Consider the following 16,213-nt stretch of genomic DNA (forward strand, 5'->3'; position numbering starts at 1 on the left):
AATAGGATAAAATAATAGTTCGCTAAATTGGCTAGGAACATAACTAAAAATGTCAGAGGAAATTTAGTAAATTGTTTCACATGAATCATCTTCTCTTGTTTGGATTAAAATGTTTACCTTCGTCTAAATACAAGTTATACACACATATATTGATCGTATAAAGGTATATATTACACTAATATTATGTTAAAGGTGGCGAAATGTATCATGAAAGATTTTGTTCTCGAAAAAGAAAACATTATTCGTAAATATGGTGAATGGACCGCTTATGATATTAAATTAACGGATACTCTATATACAAGAGATATTCGACAACCAAATCCTGCATTAAAAAAAATTGTGACAATGATTCAAGATATCACACAATGTGATTTTAAAAATCTTCGAATCTTAGATTTAGCTTGTTTAGAGGGGCATTACGCTATTGAGTTTGCTATGCAAGGAGCAACTGTAGTAGGGATAGAAGGAAGAGAATCAAACATACAAAAAGCTATATTCGCTAAAGATTTATTAAGGTTGGAAAACTTAACCTTTTATCAAGATGATGTAAGAAATTTAAGTGCTGAAAAATATGGTCATTTTGATATTGTTTTATGCTCTGGTATTTTATATCATTTAGACTGCTCAGATGTATTCCCCTTTTTAGAAAAAGTGTATGAAGTATGCAAAAGGTTTGTAATAATTGATACTCATATCACTTGTACTCCTAATGTATCAGTACTTTATAAAAATTATGAATATAAGGGACACACAATGCTAGAACACTCTGCTAACTCATCAATAGAAGAACGTTTAAAATCAAAATGGGCATCATTAGATAACGTTACTAGTTTTTGGATGACAAAATCCTCTCTATACAATTTTTTAACGCGAACAGGTTTCTCTTCTATAAATGAATCCAGAAGTTTAGTTCAAGAAGATAGGATCACTGTTGTAGCTTTTAAGAAATATCCAATAGAAATTAAAAGCTCTCCTGAAACAGAAAAATACATTGAACCCGATTATTTAGAATGCTAAAAACAACACTTTTAAGTTTAATAGTCTAATCACTCAGTATGAGTTAACACTATATGTCATTCAAGCTAAAAACTTAAAGTATCCCTAAACAAAATTATTAATTTTTTAAAAGCTATTTATATAAATGCAACCCGTTGTTTCTGTTTTGGGGGCACTATAAAGTTTTAGCTTTATAGTGATGGGATAGCACCGCATTGCTATCAACTTAAAGAAATACTTCCTAAAACAAAAAATGAAAACAATAATAAAAAAGCTTATCATTACGTGTTAAAGGATAAGCTTTTTTATTTTAGTGTAATTAGAAGTTTTGAAATTCTTTTACTACTTTCATAATAAACTTAAAGATGCTCTTTTCAACCTTGTAAAATTAACCCTTCATTATTTAAAAGCTGTAATATACCAAATAGCAACAACATTTCCATTTTTATCTAGTACTCTGCCTTCAGCTGCTCCTTCTTCATATGCTGTTACTACACCAGTTTTAGGGTTGACATAAATTTTATTTTCACTAAATAAGACATATTTGTATTGATTTCCGCTTGGCGTCATTGACCAAGGTTTCCCCACTTTAATGTGCATAAATTCACCTTGCACATCGGATACTTGATAAACCGATTTTGTTGATTCTGGATTGTTTACTGCAGCGTGAGTTTTAGTAGTAGCAAAAGTTCCTAAACCTCCAATTCCAATGGTAGCTGCTAACGCAATTCCAACAAATTTTTTCATGTGATAATGCCTCCTTTTTTAATTCATACCTGTATATTAAACGGTTAGTCTTTCATGTCACTTTCATTTACCTTACAATAACCTTAAATGTATTTTTAAAAAATTCTGACTAATGCGAGGGAGAGTATGAAAAAAAGTATATTAATTGTTGATGATGACAAAGATATTATTGATCTTTTAAAGCTTTTTTTAGAAATGGAAAATTTTTTTGTTGTAGAGGCTTCAAATGGTGAAGTTGCCTTAAAGTGTCTAGAAGAAAATCATATTGATTTAGCTATTGTTGATATTATGATGCCTAAAATGGATGGTTACCAATTAATCAAAAAAATTCGTGAGACGTTACAATTTCCAATACTTATATTGTCAGCCAAATCTCAAGAAGTAGATAAAATTATAGGTTTAGGGATTGGAGCAGATGACTTCATTACAAAGCCATTTAGTGCTTTAGAAATTATAGCTAGAGTTCAAGCTCATCTTAGAAGGTCCTATGAATTTAATGATAGGGCTGTAGAAGGTAAGGAGAAGCAAATTCATATGGGTGATTTAGTATTAGATCATCATTCTTGTACACTCTATAAATCAAGCGAATCCATTTCTCTCAGTGCTACGGAATATAAAATCTTAACACTTTTTATGGAAGAACCAGGGAGAATATTTACTAAAAAACAAATTTTTGAAAATGTATGGTCGGATTATTACTGTGCAGATGATAATACGATTATGGTTCATATTAGTAGACTGCGAGAGAAATTAGAGGATTCTCCTAAGAATCCAGTTTATATAAAAACGATCCGGGGACTTGGGTATAGATTTGCTAGGAAGGAAGAACTTTATGAAAAATAAAGTTTTATATATCTTAATTAAAAATTACGTTATATTTGCACTAGCAATAGGTTTCACGGTGATAATCTTATTTATATTTTTGATGTACCAAACAGAAAAGCAACTAGGAGAGCTAAATAATTTAAAAGCAAGTGAAGTAGTGCGTGAAAACTTTAAAACTATTAATTCAGAATCAATAGAATCATTTGGTGGTTGGGTAGAAATTCTTAATGAAAATTTACAAGTTATCTATACCAAAGGGGAAAAGAAGGATAAGCTTTTATCATATTCACAAAGAGAATTTACTACTTTATTTTTTGATAATGATCAACTTTCTTATTATTCATCTGTAGCAACATTTGTAACGAAAAAAGGTGAAACATTATATTGCCTTGTTAAGGTTCCTAAAAAAGCAATAAAGTATGAATATACGTTTTCTGATAAAAATGAGGAATACGTATATGTTTTTTATAAGATATTACTTTCTACAATCGTTTTATTTTTTGTATTTTTCTCTATGAATGTATATATATTTAGTAGGCAAATTGCTAGGAAAATAACCAGGCCATTGGATAAACTAGCAACTGGATTTGAGGAAATTGCTAGTGGGAAATATGATAAAAGGTTAAACTATGAAACATATTTTGAGTTAATGCAAATACAGCATTCGTTTAATGTTATGTCGGAAAAACTGGATAAAATAGAGAAAGAGAAGAAGAAGTTGGAAGAAACCAAGCAGAAGATGCTTGTAGATTTGTCTCATGATTTAAGGACACCAATTACAACCGTTCAAGGTTATGTTGAAGCATTACAACTAGGGATCATTACAGAAAAAAGTGAAAGAGAAAGAACCTTGAATGTAATATATAATAAGATTCGAATCATTGCGGTGCTAACTGAAGATATTTTTGAACTGTCTAAATTAGAGCATTCTGATTACCCTTTTGAAGTACATCCAACTGATGTATCTGAGTTTATTCGTGAATTGCTTGTAGAATATTATGATTTATTTCAAGCGAAGCGCTTAATCCTTCAATATCAAATTCCCTCTAAAGAAGTGATTGCTCCAATTAACAACAGGCTATTATACCGGGCTATCTCTAACATAATATCTAATGCTCTACAGTATAATGCGGCAGGTACGACCGTTTTTGTATCGTTAATTGAAGATAAAACCAAAGTATATATAAACATTATAGATAATGGAATTGGAATACCTGAGGATATGAAACAGAGTATTTTTGATGCATTTGTTCGAGTAGATGATTCTCGAGAAAATAATGGGGGATCAGGTCTTGGATTAACTATTGCTAAGCATATAGTAGAAAAACATGGAGGGAGCATAAATTTAGATAGTACAAAGAAAAAAACACATTTCTGTATTTCTTTACCTAAATGCAGTGTGTAAATATCTTATGAAAAGTGTTAGTAAGTTAAATGGTTGAATAAAGAGAAAACGCACGATTTAGTTCCTTTAAACTTAACTCTGGTTCATATAAAATGGAAGCTTTACAGTTTACAAAATAAAAAAGGTGCTTATTTCAATTTCTTGTTTTATCATTTTAGTCAAGATAGTTCCTTTAAAACATGGTATAGATAATCAGTACGATTAAAGGAGAGATATTAGTCATTGCTTATCAATGGTAAGGTAGACGTATAGGATTTAACAAAGAACACATGCAACAATACAAATAATAATTTGTATGTGAACGTAAAAAATACCAAGACTGCCCTGGAGAGGAGGGGGGTCTTGGTATTTTTTTGTGAAGATTACGATTTTTTAAGTGATTTTCATATTCTGTTCACCATACTAACATCAAGTTCTTTAATTCAATCGTTTTAATTTCGCAAGTGTATTCTTTATCTTCCACATATCGGTGGGTAATCTTTGTATAAACTGATCTTATCTCTAAATCAGAATTGTTACCCCATCACCATGAAGTTAAAGTTTTTAAGGCCCCAAAAATGAAAAATATGCTATTCCATTTGTAGAATTATAGGAAGGGTGCGTATTTTTCTTTTTGTTTTGCTAACTTGATGTTAATGTGGTGTAACCTTAAGTATTTAAAAATTAAAAAATTCCCTTAATCATGTTAAAGGGACCTTGCTCACGCAAATGATCTGTAAATCAATTCATTTTTGATATACAGATCATTTGTATGATAATTTTTATAAATAATTGCTAAATAGTGAATTTACATAAATGCTTTTAGAAGTTCTTGAATTAATGGGATTGCTCCACCTATAAATTTTAAAACTGCCATTGCGATTTCCATATTATTCGCTCCTCTTTTTTCTTATTAAGATGTGGTGAATCTTTATAACTTTATTATAGTAAGCGCTTACAATTATAACAATACATTTATGTATGCAATATTGCATATTTATACATTAGGCCTCTATTAGCCATTTTTTAATGTTACCATAGCAAGGTGAGAGTCTATAAGGGTTCTCATTAATAGGAGGAAATATGGAAAGAGTGCAAGCGATTTACAGTAATCAAAAATTTAAGAGTTGGGTTAAACAGGTATTAGCTGTAGGAGGAATAATAGGGTGCTGCTATTTGGTGTTATATGTTTTCTGTTTCTTAGTTATCATGTAAATATTATACAACTAAACTAGTAGAGTCTTGCCTAGAGAGGTAAGGCTCTTTTATTGTAGTACCGGGAGATGAGCAAACTACATACAATAACTCTTAGGTTTTTCAGATCACTTTGTATGGTTCCTTGTTTAGAACACTAATTCCTATCATTGAAAACAGAATTCTATTGATAAAAAATATGTTTTTACTAGATACATATTAAAAAGACAAGCATAAATTATATTAGATTTTGGCAAAATCTTTTTGCCTTGGAAAAGGATTTAAATCTTACTGATAGATTTGATTCCTTTTTTATATACCATAATCCTTATATTACTACGTAAATATAATACAGTAATAATGGTTTAAAAGCAAGAATATTAGTAGGGGTACGTTCACACATCCATCAACTTAAGATTTTAAAGTAGCCCTTGAACAAAAAAATCTTTTTTTATTGATTGATAGTAAACAAGAAAGGTTAGCAAATCAACAACTAAGAGATTTCTTCAGGTAAGCTAATAAGTAATCTATCAAAAGATCCTTTACAAAATTTACCGTTTTAGCCAAGAAGACTCCTTCCTCAAGGAGTGTGAAGGATCACAGCCCAGTGAGTAGGTGGGAGATGAATTGGCTTCGAACAAGGGATGACAAGAAGCCATCTTAATCAATAGCTAAACCTAATAATAAATTAATAAAAGAATGAGTTTTCCATTGTGTACGAATTTCAACATTTCCATAACAGAATTCATTAATAGTGGTTAAGAATGATTATATAGAAAATGGGAGTCATAGTGTAAATTTTTCTATAGATATTGATGGCTTAATATCTAACCCATATACCTGCGGAACAAACATTATTCTTAATAGCCTCATAGAGATTAAGAAACGTTATAAAAATTCTTGAAAGATTCTAAAACTGAGGATTCATTAAAAATACATTGGTAGCATAATGTGGTAGGGGAAATAAACGCTAAGGAAAAAGTATTATGTTTATTGCAAATGAAAATAAAATGTATGATCCTCAGGTAAGGGTGACAGTGGATTAAAACTGGAAAATAAAGTGTCCAGTAAATAAGGAAATATTAAAGGTAGAAGAACAGAACTTTTGAGTATTAGTGGAATCGCTCAGGAAGAAATAGTGACAGCGAAATTTAAAATTACTAATTTCTGTTCATCGATTCCGAACTTTGATGAAAAATACAAGTGAAACGCTGCTAAATAGCAGCGTTTCACTTAGTACATAAAATATATATTATTCCTTTTAAATTAACTATCAAAGTAGAGGTAGTATACCATTATCATAAAAAAATTAAGGAAAGTCCAGTACAATACCGAATCCATGCCAAAGAAGCTGTCTAATGAAATAATGTGTCTAACATTTTGGATTCACTTCAGTTATGTGTGCTTTTTTTACTAAATATCTAGAATGCATTATAATAAGTTGTTATCTTCTAGTAGTTGATACCAATCATCATTTTTATTACCTACAGTATCACTAATTCCTCCAGCTTGAACAAATTTACTACCTAATTCACAATATTTTCTCCCTAAATAGTAATGTTGTAAGAAATTATTCAAATTACCATAGGATTCAATAACAAAGTTTTGATCAATTAAATCCCCAAACAAACAAGAAACTTCACCATTAATTTTATTAATAAATAATGGATAGTTTTCTATTTTTCCTATACATATCCAATTATTAGTACCACCTGGCATATCATCGGTATAAAACTGAATACTATCAAGTTTTTCATGACCAAATATAGTTATTACTCCGCCATTTAATATTTCGTATTTTCCTATAATAAAATAATAATCTTTTAAAACACCTTCCTCTAATTTTTTGTCAAAGTTGTCTTGTATTTCTATTATTTCCCCAATCAGCAAACTAAATGGGTCATTACCTAAAATGTCTTTAATTAATTCTATTTTTTCTAATACTGATTTGTCCATTTTCTACTCCCTCTCAATATTTATCTTCACTCTCGAACCATAAGGGGCATCTTTTAATTGTACTCCTAAAATTCCACCAATTCGTCTATTTGTAAATTGATCCATGAATTGAAGGTTACTTCTAACGTCTTCTCCATTAAGGCCTAAATCCCAGCGGTGATCTGGATCCATATCATACTTTACTTTATCGATTAATTCTTTTGCTAATTTTTTATCTTTTGGATAATAGATTTCAATAATCTTTTTTATAACATCCTTTCGATACTGTTTTGTAACTTGAGGATCTCTAATAGGTTTTGTCTTTTGTAATAAGTTTGCATCACTCAAATCTTGTAATTTTTTCACTTTACGATCAAAATCACGTAAATTCATATCACGAAATTCATTGCCCCATTTTACATTATTTTCGAATTTTATAGTTACTTCGTAATACTCACCTAATTCATCTACTTTTTTTACAGCGGGGGGAATCTTTCTTTTTCCTATGTTTTTTCCAGATTTACTTAATTTACTTTCCCCACTGTTAATTCTTATAAAAAAATCTTTAGACGGAGAAATTTCACTTTTAAGTGGGCTTGTACCGGCAAAAGCAAATCGATCTTTTAATGGTAAGTGGCTTGAAATATAAGGTGTATCACCTGAAAATTTCGTTAACTTTACAGAGTCTCCAAGGGAAGTTACTTTTCCAATTTGGCCTGCTCCTTTATCTCCAATCCATCCTAAACCAAACTCCATAAAAATATTTGTTCCCCATTGTGTACGACTTTCAGCATCGCCATGCCAAAATTCATTCATAAAAGTGTCTGAAAAAGTATTTATCATGGTATAAGCGGTTTCTATAGGATGACCTGCAGCATATTTTAGGTTTTCCTTTGTCACTGTATCGTCTAACGAATTGTATGTCTCTACTAAATCGCCAATAAATTTTCCAGATCCATTCCAAACCCCTTTTATAAACTTTTCTAGTATATTCTTTTCAGAAGAACTACTTAATAGTATACCAGATTCGATTAGATTATTTGTTTTTATACTATTATCTAATCGAATATTATTGTCTAGATATTCATGAATAGAATCTGCCCATTCCATATTTATTCTTTGTGTACTAAATGTACCGCTTGCAGGGCTGAAGCCTTTTCCACTTTGAACCTCAGCAAGGCCTGCAGCGATACTAGCCGCTAATTGAATCGCGGTAGCATAGTTATTATTAGATGTTTGATTAAATTCATATAGATGTTCTAACTTTTCCTGGATTTTACGGCGCATCTCAATAAATAGGTTAACCATTGCATCCATATCCGGTAGTGGCATAATTTGTTTTGTAACTTCAATACTTGCTATCATTCGGTCAATCTCTCGGATTTGTTCTAATAGTTCTTGTTCAACTATATCTGTTGAGGCGACTCTTGATTGAAACTCAGCAGGAAAAGATTCATTTTGATGGAGTAATTCTTCACATAGGTAAATAATCCCCTGTGCTAAAGGAAGAAACGTTTCTGCAAAATACATTTTCGCACTATCATAAGTCTGACCCTGTAGGACAGAATCACCAACAAAACTGTCGATAGACTGGATTACTTGCTCCATACTTTGTATAGTAGCAGTACAAAAAGCATACATAGTGTTTGTTTGGGATTGTACCTCTCCAAGATACATATTTAAACTCATAAATTGGCCTCCCTAGCAAGTTTTTGTTTTTGATGAGTGAGGTCATTTTCTAGATTGTATAATTTTTGTTTCTCTTGAATTAATGTTTCCTTTTGTTCTTCTAATTTATAAGAAAGGCTTCTTTCAATTTGTTGAGTTTCTAATTGTATATTGGTAAAAAAGCGAAAGAGTTCTTTATCACCATGCCATGTTTCTAAAATACGATGAAAAAAGCGATGGCTGCGTATTTTTAATTCTTGAAAGTCTGCTTCTGCTTGTTCTTGTGTTTGTATTGCGCGTTGATTTTGGTATTGTTCCTCGGATAGATTCATTAGATTTTGACTCAAGACCTTCATTTTTTGTTCTATTTCTTGATTCATTTTTTCCGCCTACCTTTTTGCTTATATATAAGTTAACAGAAGGGATAAAGGAAAAATTCTTAAAAAAGCTAAAAATTCTTCTGTAATTCGTTGTCCATTCGTTCAAACTCTGTTGCTACAGACTGTATATTGTCAATGGATTGCTGAAAGGCAGAAAGAAATTGTCTAGTTAATTCTAATGCTTGCTGGTTTGCTTCCTGCGCTTTGGAATTCACGATTAAAGTTGTACGTGTTGCGTGCGTTATTGATTTACCTGTTGCATTTTGAATTGCGTCAGAAGCTGCTCTCATTTGAGTAGCAATTTGTTCAGCTTTTTGAACATTACTTTGAAAGATTGCCATTATAATATAACTCCTTACTTCAATATGTTTTTTAATAGTAAAAAGAAAGGGCTATGTATTTTATTATGTTTAATATTAAATTAGCAGTATTTTCATATGTTTTAAAACATAGCCTTATATTAATTGATTGATCCATAAAATGGAATACGATATTAATTATACCAATAAATCACTAGATTTACTTAGGCGAATTTTAGCTTTCATACAAAATCATTCATTTTATAATAAAGCACATTATATTGTAGCCTAGAAGGATAGTAGAGCTGTGGAAATACAAAAATTAATGAAAGAGTTTGAAATAGCCCCTAACTCTGCTGTTGCAGCAATTCAGAAAATCAGAATAGGGTTATGGGTTATTGGAGAGCAGTATAAAAATAAATCAACTAAGGAATGGAACTTGAGTAAATAACATAGCATATAGGAGGAAAAGCATGAAGATTTGGCAATAAAACTTTCTGATTTATGGGGAGAAATTTTTATTGAATGTGTAGAAGGGGGATAAACAAAGTGACTGTCCTATGTTTGGGGAGAAACTGGTACCTTGATGGTTAGTGAAAAGGCAAAAGAATTATTAAAGTCTATATTAGGTGCTAATGTTGAATTCTTACTTTTTGTAAGCAAATCAATTAGTGAGGAATATTATTTAGTTCATGTTTTGAATGTACTAGATGCAATTGATAGTAATAAATTAATTTTTTAAAAAAACTGATTACAGGTTTAATAATAGGATGTGAAAAGTTCACATTTGATTGTAATGTTGTTCAAAATGAAATAATTTTTAAGGTTTATATAAATGGAAAAAACTATCCTACGGCTGTTTTTATTTCTGCCGCGTTGAAAGTTCTTATTGAACAAAGTGATTTGAAAGATTTTGAATTTATTGAGGTATGGGATTCAGAGGCGGGTGCGTAAAGAAATTTAATAAAATCAGATTATTGATGTAAATTCATACCCTAAAAAGTAATAAATAAAAATATAAGAGGCTTCTGTATTTGCATAAGCCTTTTCTTAGGTTTAAGTGCAGAAAGCTTGAAGGATATGAATGATACCGATATAAATTATGAATTTAATGTAAGCTATAGAGAAATGATTGAGGCAGAAGTTGATCAGAAAACTGCTAGAAAGGTATTGGTAGATGCTTATAAATATTTTGATAGTTTGGGGGGATGAAAAATGATATATTTATCCAATGTTTCTGGTTTAATAAAAAATAATCCAGCAAATGATATTGAAATTCAAGAAATAGAAGATGTAATGAAAGTTGAATTACCAAATGTACATAAAGATTTATTGAAATATACAAATGGTTTTTCTATAGGTGGAGGATTAATAATTTATGGTACTGATGATATTATAGAACGAAATGAGACTTGGGAAGTAACAGAATATGCAAATGGTTATGTTGCTATTGGTGATGATGGTAGTGGCAATGTTTTTTTAATGTCACAAGGTGCAGATGTACGAGCAGTAAGGGCTGTTGATTCTGGTGATATGAATCTAAATCATGCCACTGTAGTTACATTAGATTTTATTGATTGGGTAAATACGGGGTGTTTGAATCAAAAAATACAGATAATAAAAGAAGAAATCCCTGATACGTGTAATATAGTTTTAATAGAAATTCCTAATGGAGGATTAAAAGATTTAGTAAAGATAAAAAGTGTACTAGCACTTGATATTTCAACAGGGGAACTATTAAAAGGATTGAAAAACCTTCCTTTTACACTAGTAAAAGGAGCTCCATATGGTAAAGCAAAAAAATTAATTGAAAAATTAGGATCTGTTGGTTTAGCACTAAATAAAATACCAATGGATAAAAAATAATTAATGTTATATATAATTTGAAATTATGCTTTTACACAAATTGGACTTGGACTTATTGGTGATAAGGGGACAAGTAAAGTCACTACATTAGCAAAAGGTGCAAAATTCTCTACAGGAATGTCTTCTTTCGCAAATAAATTGCCACTGACGGATCGGTTGGCATTTGCAGGTGCAAGTGGATTTGGAAGCAATCAAATAAAAACATTTGAAGTTTTACGCAAAGCTCGTGAAACATTTATGTTTTCTAAAACTAGTGGAAGAAGTAAAGTTAAGGATGTACAAGAAGTAATTCAGGAATATGCAGATAAAGTTTTTGATAGAGTTGAGATGAAAAATGAATATCCCGATTCCTATTCAGCATCTCAAAAACTGCGTGCAGAACTTAAAGATGCAGGAGTTGAAACACCGCCATATCCTAATGCAACACATCATATTGCACCTTGGAAGGATAAAAGGGCAAAACAAGTGCAAGAGCTATTAGAAGAGTTTGAAATACACCATGATTCAGCGGCTAATGGAGTATTTTTACCCTATAAAGTGAACGATTATGTGACACTGAAGCGCTACATATAGGTAATCATAGTCCAGAGTATATAAGGGAAGTATACAGAGTATTAAGTGAAGTGAAACGCTTTGGGGGTAATCAAGAAGATGCAGTTGCTGCCTTGCATAGTATAAGAGAGAGGTTATTGGATGGTAGTTTAAAACTAAATTAATTTAACCAATCATAGATACTTAATAATTAAATTCTGAAGGAGTAAAAAGGTATGAAAATTTGGCAATTAAAAAGCTTATTTGATAACTATCAATCTTTTCAGCTACTAAATTTAAAAGAAGACCGTAAAAAATATTTTGATGGGAAAATTGATTTGGCAATAAAACTGTCTGATTCGTGGGGAAAAATTTTTATTGAATGTGTAGAAGGTGATAAAAAAAGTGACTGTCCTATGTTCTGGGGAGAACTTGGTACACCAATGATTAGCAGAAAAGCAAAAGAAATATTAGAGCCTCTAATCTGTAATAATGTTGAGTTCCTTCCATTAATTCATGATGTTACAAGTGAAGTTTATTACCTAATAAACGTTCTAAATACAGTTGATGCAATTAACTACAATAAAGCAGTTTTGGAAAAACTAAGTACAGGGTTAATAATGGGGTTCGAAAAATACGCATTTTTAGCCAATAAAGTTGAGGGGCAGATAATATTTAAAACATTTTTAAATCAAAGATTACATTCTTCTACTGTCTTAGTATCTGATGAATTTAGAAATACAGTTTTAGAAAACAATTTAAAAGGTTTTGAATTTGTTGAGGTATGGGATTCAGAAGAGGGTGCGTAAAGAAATCTAATTTAATTAGATTAGTAATGTGAATCCATATCTAATAGAGTAAAAAATAAGAAGCTTATGCACTTGTATAAGCTTTTTATTATGAATAAGTATAGAAAGTGATGGTAATTTATATTCAAGATATATTTTAGAATCACAAAGTAAATAGTAGTAAACGATTTTTTGTTACGTAATATTCTATTTTACTTTAGAAGATAAAAGAATAGTTAAGGGGAATAAGTATGAAAATATGGGGATTAAAGAGTGTATTAGATAACTATGAGTCTTTCCAGTTATTAAATTTTGAAGAAGATCACAAAAAATATATTGATGAAAAAATAAATTCAGTAACTCATTTAGCAAATTCATGGGGAAATATATATATAGAGTGTATTGAAGGAGATAATCATAGTGATTTCCCTAAATTTTGGGGAGGAACTGGTGCACCAATGATTAGTGAAAAAGCCAAGCAAGTACTTAAACCTTTAATAGGTGATAATGTTGAATTTTTACCACTCTTACGGAATTCAACTAGTGAGGTATATTACTTGGTCCACGTGTTGAATGTACTAGATGCAATTGATGGAGATAAAGCAATCTTTAAAAAACTGATTACAGGTCTTATAGTAGGTTGTGAAAAGTTCGCATTTGATTTTAATATAGTTCAAAATGAAATGATTTTTAAAGTTTACATAAATGGAAAAATTCATCCGACAGTTGTCTTTATTTCAGACGAGTTGAAGGCTCTTATTGAACAAAGTGAATTAAAAGGTTTTGAATTTATTGAAGTATGGGATTCGGAAGAGGGTGCCTAAATAATCTAATTTAATTAGATACCCCTATATCTAATATAGCAAAAAATAAAAAGCTTATGCAATTGTATAAGCTTTTTATTATAAATAAGTAAAGGTTCAGAAACAACAACATATTACTCAGTAGTAAAGGAGAATCGTTATGAAGATATGGGAATTAAGAAGTTCTTCTGATAACTATGAGTCTTTTCAATTATTAAATTATAAAGAAGATAAAAAGTTTTTTGAAGGGAAGTTTAACTCTACAATAAAACTAATAGATTCATGGAGAAAGTTACCTATTGAATGCTTAGAAGGAGGAAAGACCACTGATTTTCCACACTTCTGGGGAGAAATTGGTGCCCTAATGGTTAGTGAAAAAGCAAAAGCATTATTAGAACCTTCAATAGGCGATAATGTTGAATTCTTACCACTTTTACGCGATTCAACTAGTGAGGTATATTACTTGGTCCATGTGTTGAATGTACTAGATGCAATTGATAGTGATAAAGCAATTTTAAAAAAACTGATTACAGGTTTAATAATAGGATGCGAAAAATTCGCATTTGATAGTAATACTGTTCAAAATGAGATGATTTTTAAGGTTTATATAAATGGGAAAATTCATCCCACGGCTGTTTTTATTTCAGATGAATTGAAGATTCTTATTGAACAAAGTGATCTAAAAGGTTTTGAATTTATTGAAATATGGGATTCAGAAGAACTTTCGTAAAGAAATTTAATAAAATCACATCAGATTAATGATGTTAATTAATACCTAAGAGAGTAATAAATAAAATAGAAGAAGCTTATGTATTTGCATAAGCTTTTTCCTATGGTTATGTATAAAAAGGCATACTAATCAATATTAAATATATATTTTGAGGTTGCAAAGTAAGTGGTGATTGTGCTCCAGGACATAAAAATATAGCTGCTGATAATCGAATACAATCATATCATCCTATACAAAATGAATGGGCTATTAAGGGTGGATTTGATTATAACGAAAAGAAAGCACAACCAATACTTTTACCATCAAGTTTTGGTTTTCCTCATGCGAAAATTTCCGCCATACAAAGAAAACGAAGAAGACTTGAAGGATATGATACTGAAATAAATTATGAATTTAATGTAACCTATAGGGAAATGATTGAGGCAGGTGTTGATCAGAAAACTGCAAGAAAAGTATTGGTAGAAGATTATAAATGTTTAGATGTTTCGGGAGGTTTTGTGAAAAATGATAAATTTATCTAATGTTTCTGGTTTAATAAAAAATAAGCCAGCAAATGATATTGAAATTCAAGAAATAGAAGATGTAATGAAAGTTGAATTACCAAATGTACATAAAGATTTATTGAAATATACAAATGGTTTTTCTATAGGTGGATGGTTAATAATTTATCATTTTAGCCAAGAAGACTCCTTCCTCAAGGAGCGTGAAGGGTCATAGTCCAGTGAGTAGGTGGGAGATGAATTGGCTTCGAACAAGGGATGGCAGGAAGCCATCTTAATTGTTCGACATATAGAAAGTATTACTCCACTACCTATCGAATGTACGTTTGGTGTATAATAGTCATATACCGAAATGGAGGTGAATTAAATAATGATGAATAAAGCCTATAAGTTTCGTATCTATCCAAATCAAGCACAAGCAATTTTAATTAACAAAACGATTGGGTGTTCTCGTTTTGTATTCAATTATTTCCTATCCTTATGGGATCATGCATACAAAGAGACAGGAAAAGGCTTGACCTATGGTACATGCTCTGCCAAACTACCTGCCATGAAGAAAGAGCTTGTTTGGCTAAAAGAAGTGGATAGTATTGCGATTCAGTCGTCCGTTCGCAACCTTGCGGATGCTTATACGCGCTTTTTTAAAAAACAAAATAGCGCACCGCGCTTTAAATCTAAGAAGAACAACTTACAATCTTATACCACAAAACAAACAAATGAAAACATTGCCATTATAGGGAATAAAATAAAGTTGCCGAAACTAGGCCTTGTTCGATTTGCCAAAAGTCGTGAAGTAGAGGGACGTATTGTAAATGCTACAGTTAGACGGAACCCTTCTGGTAGATATTTTGTGTCACTATTAGTTGAAACAGAAGTACAAGAACTTCCGAAAACACATTCTTACATTGGAATAGATATAGGACTAAAAGATTTCGCTATTTTGTCAAATGGAACACACTATAAAAATCCGAAGTTTTTCCGATCATTAGAAGATAAGTTGGCGAAAGCACAGCGTGTTCTTTCTAGAAGAATGAAAGGATCTTCTCGCTGGAATAAACAACGAGTAAAGATAGCTAGAATTCATGAATACATATCAAATGCTAGAAAAGATTACTTGGACAAAATCTCAACTGAAATCATCAAAAACCACGATGTTATCGGTATAGAGGATTTGCAAGTATCGAATATGTTAAAAAATCATAAGTTAGCAAAAGCAATTAGTGAGGTATCTTGGTTGCAATTTCGATCCATGTTAGAATACAAAGCAAAATGGTATGGCAAACAAGTCATTGTCGTATCGAAAACATTTGCTTCCAGCCAATTATGTTCCTGTTGTGGATATCAAAATAAAGACGTTAAAAATCTAAACCTACGTGAATGGGACTGTCCTTCTTGTCGTACACACCATGATAGGGATATTAACGCAAGTATCAATCTAAAGAATGAAGCGATAAGGCTTCTAACCGCAAGGACTGCGGGGTTAGCCTAATCAATTAGAGTTCGATAGAACTCTTTACTTAGGAATCCCTCACTTCTAAACGAAGTGAAAGTGGGGGTAGTTCAATAG

The 16,213-nt window shown here is 30.9% G+C and carries 17 protein-coding genes and 3 pseudogenes; 14 read left to right on the top strand and 6 right to left on the bottom strand.

Going from position 1 to position 16,213, the window contains the following annotated elements; genetic code table 11:
* Positions 1 to 207: 207 nt before the first annotated feature.
* On the top strand, positions 208 to 1,017 hold the full coding sequence (locus tag D1166_RS27280; protein ID WP_118043499.1) for a class I SAM-dependent methyltransferase: 810 nt from the start codon (positions 208 to 210) through the stop codon (positions 1,015 to 1,017).
* 378 nt (positions 1,018 to 1,395) lie between these two features.
* On the opposite strand, the gene D1166_RS27285 is transcribed toward D1166_RS27280, so the two are convergent.
* Entirely contained in the window at positions 1,396 to 1,743 is a 348-nt protein-coding gene (locus D1166_RS27285; protein WP_000714877.1) for a hypothetical protein, read from the bottom strand.
* Positions 1,744 to 1,869: 126 nt separating this feature from the next.
* Here D1166_RS27285 and D1166_RS27290 point away from each other — a divergent pair, with 126 nt between their 5' ends.
* Positions 1,870 to 2,586, top strand: coding sequence for a response regulator transcription factor (locus tag D1166_RS27290; protein WP_097842804.1), 717 nt, complete (start codon positions 1,870 to 1,872; stop codon positions 2,584 to 2,586).
* Complete coding sequence (locus tag D1166_RS27295; RefSeq protein WP_098316223.1) at positions 2,576 to 3,973, top strand: HAMP domain-containing sensor histidine kinase; 1,398 nt, start codon at positions 2,576 to 2,578, stop codon at positions 3,971 to 3,973. Before D1166_RS27290 ends, D1166_RS27295 begins: the two co-directional genes overlap by 11 nt.
* 787 nt (positions 3,974 to 4,760) lie before the next feature.
* Here the strand turns inward: D1166_RS27295 and D1166_RS31635 are convergent.
* The 5 genes and pseudogenes from D1166_RS31635 to D1166_RS27320 all read right to left on the bottom strand — a co-directional run bounded on the left by D1166_RS31635 (position 4,761) and on the right by D1166_RS27320 (position 9,470).
* Positions 4,761 to 4,947, bottom strand: a pseudogene (locus D1166_RS31635) (hypothetical protein).
* Positions 4,948 to 6,577: 1,630 nt separating this feature from the next.
* Positions 6,578 to 7,102 (bottom strand): hypothetical protein, encoded by a 525-nt coding sequence (locus D1166_RS27305; RefSeq protein ID WP_000361639.1) that lies wholly within the window; start codon positions 7,100 to 7,102, stop codon positions 6,578 to 6,580.
* 3 nt (positions 7,103 to 7,105) lie between these two features.
* Positions 7,106 to 8,770: a T7SS effector LXG polymorphic toxin gene (locus D1166_RS27310; RefSeq protein ID WP_097856526.1), complete on the bottom strand. Its 1,665-nt coding sequence runs from the start codon at positions 8,768 to 8,770 to the stop codon at positions 7,106 to 7,108.
* Entirely contained in the window at positions 8,767 to 9,129 is a 363-nt protein-coding gene (locus D1166_RS27315; protein ID WP_001070984.1) for a DUF3958 family protein, read from the bottom strand. The genes D1166_RS27310 and D1166_RS27315 overlap by 4 nt, the downstream gene beginning before the upstream one ends.
* Positions 9,130 to 9,197: 68 nt before the next feature.
* Positions 9,198 to 9,470: a TIGR04197 family type VII secretion effector gene (locus D1166_RS27320; protein WP_025689740.1), complete on the bottom strand. Its 273-nt coding sequence runs from the start codon at positions 9,468 to 9,470 to the stop codon at positions 9,198 to 9,200.
* Positions 9,471 to 9,753: 283 nt separating this feature from the next.
* Here D1166_RS27320 and D1166_RS31960 point away from each other — a divergent pair, with 283 nt between their 5' ends.
* The 11 genes and pseudogenes from D1166_RS31960 (at position 9,754) to tnpB (ending at position 16,135) form a co-directional block, all read left to right on the top strand.
* Positions 9,754 to 9,879, top strand: a complete 126-nt coding sequence (locus D1166_RS31960; protein WP_255422606.1) for a hypothetical protein — start codon at positions 9,754 to 9,756, stop codon at positions 9,877 to 9,879.
* A 42-nt stretch (positions 9,880 to 9,921) separates the two neighbouring features.
* Positions 9,922 to 10,382 (top strand): annotated as a pseudogene (locus D1166_RS31965) (imm11 family protein); the annotation flags it as partial.
* A gap of 126 nt (positions 10,383 to 10,508) precedes the next feature.
* Positions 10,509 to 10,640, top strand: coding sequence for a hypothetical protein (locus D1166_RS27330; RefSeq protein ID WP_118043501.1), 132 nt, complete (start codon positions 10,509 to 10,511; stop codon positions 10,638 to 10,640).
* A gap of 3 nt (positions 10,641 to 10,643) precedes the next feature.
* Positions 10,644 to 11,294, top strand: a complete 651-nt coding sequence (locus D1166_RS27335; protein ID WP_061884945.1) for an SMI1/KNR4 family protein — start codon at positions 10,644 to 10,646, stop codon at positions 11,292 to 11,294.
* 21 nt (positions 11,295 to 11,315) lie between these two features.
* Positions 11,316 to 12,010 (top strand): annotated as a pseudogene (locus tag D1166_RS27340) (AHH domain-containing protein); the annotation flags it as partial.
* 51 nt (positions 12,011 to 12,061) lie between these two features.
* Positions 12,062 to 12,634: an imm11 family protein gene (locus tag D1166_RS27345; protein ID WP_098209505.1), complete on the top strand. Its 573-nt coding sequence runs from the start codon at positions 12,062 to 12,064 to the stop codon at positions 12,632 to 12,634.
* A gap of 230 nt (positions 12,635 to 12,864) precedes the next feature.
* Complete coding sequence (locus D1166_RS27350) at positions 12,865 to 13,437, top strand: imm11 family protein (RefSeq protein WP_097862136.1); 573 nt, start codon at positions 12,865 to 12,867, stop codon at positions 13,435 to 13,437.
* A 139-nt stretch (positions 13,438 to 13,576) separates the two neighbouring features.
* Positions 13,577 to 14,146, top strand: coding sequence for an imm11 family protein (locus D1166_RS27355; RefSeq protein WP_061667572.1), 570 nt, complete (start codon positions 13,577 to 13,579; stop codon positions 14,144 to 14,146).
* A 248-nt stretch (positions 14,147 to 14,394) separates the two neighbouring features.
* Positions 14,395 to 14,667: a hypothetical protein gene (locus tag D1166_RS27360; protein ID WP_229193719.1), complete on the top strand. Its 273-nt coding sequence runs from the start codon at positions 14,395 to 14,397 to the stop codon at positions 14,665 to 14,667.
* Positions 14,651 to 14,863 (top strand): SMI1/KNR4 family protein, encoded by a 213-nt coding sequence (locus D1166_RS27365; protein ID WP_000609237.1) that lies wholly within the window; start codon positions 14,651 to 14,653, stop codon positions 14,861 to 14,863. The genes D1166_RS27360 and D1166_RS27365 overlap by 17 nt, the downstream gene beginning before the upstream one ends.
* Positions 14,864 to 15,016: 153 nt before the next feature.
* Positions 15,017 to 16,135: an IS200/IS605 family element RNA-guided endonuclease TnpB gene (tnpB, locus tag D1166_RS27375; RefSeq protein WP_118043500.1), complete on the top strand. Its 1,119-nt coding sequence runs from the start codon at positions 15,017 to 15,019 to the stop codon at positions 16,133 to 16,135.
* Positions 16,136 to 16,213: the final 78 nt, after the last annotated feature.

The organism is Bacillus sp. ISO11, from assembly GCF_003458115.1.
Lineage (GTDB): Bacteria > Bacillota > Bacilli > Bacillales > Bacillaceae_G > Bacillus_A > Bacillus_A cereus.